The sequence below is a fragment of the Puniceispirillum sp. (SeqCode) genome (assembly GCF_965657105.1).
In the GTDB taxonomy this organism is placed as follows: Bacteria; Pseudomonadota; Alphaproteobacteria; order Puniceispirillales; family Puniceispirillaceae; genus Puniceispirillum.
This window is the reverse complement of sequence record NZ_CBFHNB010000022.1, coordinates 22,970-29,533: the sequence shown is the minus strand read 5'-3', so window position 1 is coordinate 29,533 and position 6,564 is coordinate 22,970. Positions and strand designations below refer to the sequence as shown.

The 6,564-nt window shown below is 48.4% G+C and carries 7 protein-coding genes; all 7 read left to right on the top strand.

Annotated features, from left to right (window positions below; all coding sequences use genetic code 11):
* Positions 1-1,453, top strand: a 1,453-nt coding sequence (gene bamA / locus ACTF7Q_RS04790) for an outer membrane protein assembly factor BamA (protein WP_438996719.1), incomplete at its 5' end; no start/stop codon positions are given.
* Between the two features lie 175 nt (positions 1,454-1,628).
* A complete protein-coding gene (locus tag ACTF7Q_RS04785; protein WP_438996718.1) occupies positions 1,629-2,153 on the top strand; it encodes an OmpH family outer membrane protein in 525 nt (174 codons plus the stop codon).
* A gap of 9 nt (positions 2,154-2,162) precedes the next feature.
* Positions 2,163-3,200 carry a UDP-3-O-(3-hydroxymyristoyl)glucosamine N-acyltransferase gene (gene lpxD / locus ACTF7Q_RS04780; protein WP_438996717.1) on the top strand — a complete coding sequence of 346 codons (1,038 nt, stop codon included), beginning with the start codon at positions 2,163-2,165 and terminating at the stop codon, positions 3,198-3,200.
* 13 nt (positions 3,201-3,213) lie between these two features.
* The gene (gene fabZ, locus ACTF7Q_RS04775; RefSeq protein WP_438996716.1) at positions 3,214-3,672 is read left to right on the top strand and encodes a 3-hydroxyacyl-ACP dehydratase FabZ; all 459 of its coding nucleotides are present in this window, start codon (positions 3,214-3,216) and stop codon (positions 3,670-3,672) included.
* Positions 3,673-3,687: 15 nt separating this feature from the next.
* Entirely contained in the window at positions 3,688-4,500 is an 813-nt protein-coding gene (gene lpxA / locus ACTF7Q_RS04770; RefSeq protein ID WP_438996715.1) for an acyl-ACP--UDP-N-acetylglucosamine O-acyltransferase, read from the top strand.
* A gap of 7 nt (positions 4,501-4,507) precedes the next feature.
* Positions 4,508-5,329 carry an LpxI family protein gene (locus ACTF7Q_RS04765; protein WP_438996714.1) on the top strand — a complete coding sequence of 274 codons (822 nt, stop codon included), beginning with the start codon at positions 4,508-4,510 and terminating at the stop codon, positions 5,327-5,329.
* The gene (gene lpxB, locus ACTF7Q_RS04760) at positions 5,326-6,522 is read left to right on the top strand and encodes a lipid-A-disaccharide synthase (RefSeq protein ID WP_438996713.1); all 1,197 of its coding nucleotides are present in this window, start codon (positions 5,326-5,328) and stop codon (positions 6,520-6,522) included. Before ACTF7Q_RS04765 ends, lpxB begins: the two co-directional genes overlap by 4 nt.
* Positions 6,523-6,564: the final 42 nt, after the last annotated feature.

The window sequence follows — 6,564 nt, the reverse complement described above, 5'->3', positions numbered from 1 at the left end:
TACACTGACCAGTGAGATAGAGAATGTTGATATTCCTGATCTGATATCGTTGTTTGATTTTACTGATGATAATCGGTACGACGTGCGACGGCTTGAGCAGGGGCTTGTTGACATCACCAACCGCCTTGGCGAATTTGGCTATGCCTTTGTTGATGTGCGCCCTGAAATAACAACTATTCCTGAAGATAGTGTTCTCGATATTCATGTCACCGTGGGCAAGGCGCGTAAGAATTTTGTTGAACGCATTGATATTATTGATAATACCCGTACGCTTGATGATGTTATTCGCCGCGAAATGGAACTTGTCGAGGGAGATGCGTTTAACACCCTCAAGCTAGAGCGTTCAGAACGGAACATTCGCAATTTGGGGTACTTTGCCACGGTTGATGTGCGCAATATTCAAGGCAGTAGCGAAGATCAGACAATTTCACAGATTATTGTTGAAGAACAATCAACTGGCGAATTCAGTGTTGGTGTCGGTTATTCGACCTTGGATAAGACCAGTTTAAATCTGGGCATCGCCGAGCGTAATTTCTTGGGCTCAGGCCGTTCGGTGCGTGCCAGCATTGGCCTTTCTGACTCAAAAACAGATTTTGTTATTGGAATTACAGAGCCTTATTTCCTTGGCCGTAATCTGACTGGCAGTGCGTCTCTGTTTAATGAAAAGACGAAGTCCAGTTCGGTAACAACGAAACGCACAGGTGTTAGTTTCGGCGTTGGCTTTAGTGCGGCTAATGATATTTATCATCAAGTCAATTACCGACTTGATCAAAGTGAAACGACTGACTCATCAACAACCGCGACGTCGGTGACGGGAGAAAATGGAAAAAATATTCTAACATCTTCGGTCAGTTATACGCTGGGCAAGGATACGCGTGATAACCGATTCGATCCCTCCGAAGGGTATCTGATGGAAATATCCGAAACCTTTGCTGGTTTTGGTGGTGATGCAAAATATTCGCGAACTGTGGGTCGCGCGGCTTATTATCAACCCTATCTGTTTAATGCCGTTATATTGGGGGTTCGTGGGCGTATCGGGCATGTAACTGGTTTTGGTGAAAAAGTTACACAATCACAACGCTTCTCGCTTGGTGGTCGGCTTGTACGTGGCTTCACGGGTTCAGGCATTGGTCCGCGTGATACAGGTTCTAAGGCGGCTGTTGGTGGAAATAATATGTATGCAGGATCTGTTGAAGTTGTATCAGACCTTGGCCTAAGCAAGGATATTGGTCTGCGCTGGACGGCATATACCGATTTTGGTTCGGTATGGGGAACAGATTATCCCTCAGGCGTAACCAAGCCTAATGATCAAGCTATGCGGGCATCACTGGGTGTGGGTGTTCTCTGGGATACTGTTTTGGGGCCGATGTCATTCTACTGGGCTGATCCGATATCAAAACAATCGCATGACGAAACCAAACGGTTCCAACTATCGATTGGTACGCGTTTTTAGACATTGTCTGGCTGGAGCATGGCGTAGGCCGTTAAGATGATGTATAGAACAAACAAATAGCCTTAGCTTTGTCAAAACGCTTTGGTCTGCGCGATGAGGAAACTGGATTATGCATTATCGATTAGCTAAACATGCGATTTTTTGGCTTGTTGTTTTTGTCCTTTCCGGGCCTGCAATGGCTCAGGACGCGACCACACAGGATCCTGACTTAGATATTACACGAATAGGCCTTGTCGATATTGAGGGTGTTTTACGCTCTGCAGTTGCGTCCGATAAAGTGCGAAAATTGCTTGATGAACAACGCGAAAAATTCCAGCAAGAGTTTAGCGTTACTGAAAAACAGTTACAGGATACCGAGCGCGACCTGACGTTAAAGCGTGGGGTGATTTCTGATGCTGAATTTGATCAACAGCGTATTGCCTTCCAGAATAAGGTAACCCAGTTACAACAAGATATTCAGTATCGCCGTCAGGCTCTTGATAGCGCCTATCAAAAGGCACAAAATGATCTGCGCGCGTTGGCCATAGACATCCTTGCCGAAATTGCCGCTGAAAAGAAACTTGATCTTATTTTGGCGCGAAATTCTGCATTGATATTTTTACCCCATTTTAACCTCTCTAACGAGGTGCTTGAACGTCTGGATGAGCGCACGAAAAATGCAAAAATTGAGATTGAAATTACAAATCCTGACAAGAATTAGGATAGTTTGGTGACAATTAATCGCACATTCTATGACTTTGACGAAACGGTGACTGTCGCAGATATTGCTGTCATTGTGGGGGGTGTTGTTGTCGCGCCTTCAAGTGCCATATCTGCATCCCTTATTACCGACATAGTACCTTTGCACAGCGCGACTAGCGAGGCTTTATCCTATATATCAAGTCCAAAACATTTAGCCGGACAGGTTATTCCTGACAATGCTGTCATTCTGGCACCTGAGTCATGCCAGAACAGCCTGCCTGATGCTATTCATCTGATCATTGTGGACAATCCGCGCCTTGCCTATGCCAAGGCGGCGCAACGTCTTGTAACAGAACGGGTTGCCCCCAAAGCGCATAGGACGACCGCGGGGATTGCGCCTGACGCCCGCATTGATCCGACAGCACAAATATCACCCCGCGCGACAATCATGCACGACGCTGTCATTGGGGCGGGCACCATTATCGAGGCCGGTGCGATCATCTATCCTCATGTTACTATCGGTGCGCAGTGCCATATTTTTGCCAATAGTTCGATAGCTTTTGCTGATATCGGCGATCATGTTGTCGTGCGTAACGGTGTTGTCATTGGCAGTGCTGGATTTGGTCTTGAGCTGGCTTCAGAGAGTGTTGTTAAGGTGCCTCAATTAGGTATTGTGCGCATTGCTGATGGTTGTGATATCGGATCGAATAGCACGATTGATCGTGGTGCTTTGGGCGATACAATAGTGGGCAAAATGGTCATGCTCGATAATTTATGCCACATTGCTCATAACTGCGTTATTGGTGACAATTGCATGATCGCCGCGCAGGTTGGCATGGCAGGTAGTGTTACCTTGGGTAAAAATGTTATCATTGGCGGACAGGCTGGCATATCCGGACATTTAACGGTCGGCGATGGGGCTATAATTATGGGGCATTCGGGTGTAACTAAAAATATAGACGCCAATACAACCGTTGTTGGCTTTCCAGCCGAAGCAAGTGGTGATTATTGGCGTAAGCTGGCTGGGTTACGTCGTCTTTTGAAACAGTCAGACAACAAAAATTGACAAGGGTATAATGATGGGTGTGGATACAGTAAATTTGAACATTGACGAGATTAAAAAGCTAATCCCGCATCGCCCACCATTATTGCTGATTGATCGGGTCGAAGACTTAATTCAAGATCAGGAAGCAACAGGTATCAAAGCTGTTAGCATGGGGGAGCCCTTTTTCGTTGGGCATTTTCCTGATTTTCCGGTTATGCCAGGGGTTCTGATTGTCGAGGCTTTGGCACAGACGGCGGCCTGTATGGTAGCTGTCACGCTTGGTGATGCCACCAAAGGCAAGCTTGTTTTCTTCACCACTATTGAAAAAGCCCGCTTTCGCACACCGGTGCGTCCGGGTGATATGATGCGCCTGCATGTTACAAAAACCGCTGCCAAGGGGCCTTTGTGGAAGTTTACCGGTATTGCATCCGTTGATGGTAAAACAGTTGCCGAGGCCGAATTTGGCGCGATGACTGTCGATCCGGCGCGTTAGGTTATGGGCAGCTCAATGGATCAATCAAACCTTACCAGCACCGATATTCATCCAACGGCCATTATCAGTAATGCCGCGACCATCGGTTCTGGCGTCTCTATAGGTGCTTTTTGTGTTGTTGGCGATAATGCCGTGCTTGGCGACGGTGTCAAATTGATGAGTCATGTGGTGGTTGATGGCCATACATCGATTGGCGCTGGCACTCAAATTTTTCCCTTTGCTGTACTTGGTTGCGCCCCGCAACATACCCGCTATGCCGGTGAAGCATCGACATTGGAGATTGGCGAAAATTGTGTCATTCGCGAGCATGTCACCATGCACCCGGGCACAGCGATTGATAATATGCGCACCATCATTGGTGATAATGGCTTGTTTTTCGCAGGTGCGCATGTCGCCCATGACTGCATTGTTGGCGATAATGTTATTTTTGCCAATAACGCATCATTAGGCGGACATGCCAAGATTGGTGACTCTGTCATGCTTGGCGGTTACTCGGCGGTACAACAGCATTGCCGTGTGGGTAGTCATTGTATGCTTGGTGCTCATTCGCTTGTTGATTCGGATGTGGTGCCATTTACTATCGCTGTTGGTAATCGCGCGCGTCTGTCTGGCATAAATGTCATTGGTCTGGCACGGCGCGGCTTTTCTGATGAAAGCGTAAGTGCGCTTCGCGCCGCGTTCTTGATGTTGTTTAGTGGTGCGGATATTTTTGCGACCCGCGTTGAAACAACACGCGCTCATTTTGCTGATGTTGCCGAAGTTCAGGACATGATTGCCTTTATTGACGATGCCGGACGCAACGGTGTTTGTCAGGCGGCCAAACGCTGAGGGCACTATGACAAAGCTTGCCATTATCGCTGGTCAGGGACACATTCCCGTCGATATTGGCCACGCCGCCATTGCACATGGTTATGATGTTGTGATGATGCCTTTGGAACATCAGGCAGATGCTGATTACAGCGGCTTTCAGACTGAGCCTATTGGTTTAGCGAATATCGGACGTACGCGCAAATTGATGCTGGATTACGCCTGTGATGCCATGATTATGGTTGGTAAGGTCACACGCCCTCCCATTGGTGATTTACGCCCTGATATGGATGGGATGAAATTGCTTGGTAAAATGCTTATGCGTGGCGATGATCAAACTTTACGTCTCGTTGCTGAATATTTTGCCGAGGTTGGCATAAAGGTCGTGGCCGCCAGTGATATAATGCCGGATCGACTTCTTGCTGAAGGGCTTTTGGCTGGGGCTAGGCTTGGTAAACAGAGCCGTGCTGATATTGACCTTGGATGTGCGGTGCTCGATAGCATCGGCGCGCATGATATAGGCCAGGGGATTGTCGTGCAGGATGGCCGGATTATTTCAATAGAGGCAGCAGAGGGCACTGATGCTATGCTGGCACGTTCGGCTGATCTGCTTGATAAGACAGCTAGCGGTGCCGTGTTTGTGAAAATTCCGAAATCTGCTCAGGATACAAGCCTTGATATTCCCTTTATTGGTCTTGAAACGGTCAAAGCTGTTACTGATGCCGGTATCCGTGTCATGGCCATCGAAGCTGGTGGGGTTATGCTGGCTGATCCACGCGACGAGGTAATCGCTGCCTGTATCGCTGGTAACATATCATTAGTAGGGTTAAAACCACGGAATCAACGATGAGCGCGCCGATCTTTATTCTTGCCGGTGAACCTTCCGGAGATGCGTTGGCTGCCCGGATGATGGTGGCGATTGAAACAAAATACGGTAAACAGAACTGGATCGGGGTTGGTGGCGACAAGATGCTGGCACAAGGTCTGAAACCGCTGGCTGATATGGATCAATTATCGATTGTTGGCTTTTCCGCCGTCTTAACCGCTTATTCAAAACTTTCAGCACTGGCTGATAACCTTGTCGGGCAGATTGTTGCGCATAATCCCAAACTTGTCATGACTGTTGATGCAAAGGGGTTCTCTATCCGTCTTGCCGCACGGTTAAAGCGCCGCACGACGCGCACGAATATGCACATACCTATCGTGCATACGGTGGCGCCGACTGTCTGGGCCTGGGGGGCGTGGCGGCGGCATAAATTTGCCCGTCATCTTGATGGGTTACTATGCCTGTTCCCGCATGAGCCTGCATTCTTTGAAGGGCTTGATGTGAAAGCATCCTTCATTAGCCACCCCGAGGCTTGGGCCATTGAACATGGATTAAAAAAACCGGCGTTCGCCGCACAACAATCGCATATGGAAACACATAAACTGTGCTTGTTACCGGGAAGCCGGCGATCTGAAGTTAGTCTGCTTCTGCCGCGAATGCTTGCTGCGCTTGATATTCTGCATGAACAGGGTATTGCTTTAGATGTGACATTGCCAACCGTATCGACTGTTCACGAGCAGGTTGAACATATATCTGCCAATCATGGCATAGCCCATGATATATCCATTAATACAGGGCGTGAGGCCTTTCTGACCGCTATGATCACTGCTGATGTCATGATGGCGGCTTCGGGAACTGTTACATTGCAGACGGCGCTTCATGCTGTGCCGGGTGTTGTATGTTATGCCACCTCGCCATTGTCGGCATTTATCGGGCGGCGTCTGGTCAATATGGAAAATGTTGTCTTGCCTAACGCTTTGCTTGGTCGGCCTATCTATCCATTCCTCTTTCAGGAACAAGCAACGCCGCAGGCTCTGGCAGCATCTGTACAAAACATATTGGCCGACGAACAAGCACGGTCAAAAGCCTCAGCTAGCGCTCGTGCGCTGACTGATATGATGCGCGGCGGTGGTAACAATTTTGATGATATGGTGGCACAGGCCATGACACCTTGGCTTGCAACCAGCCTCAAAGACAACCGATCTGAAAAGGCTTGATCTAGCTGACTGTGATCGTGACTGTGATCGTGACTGTGATCG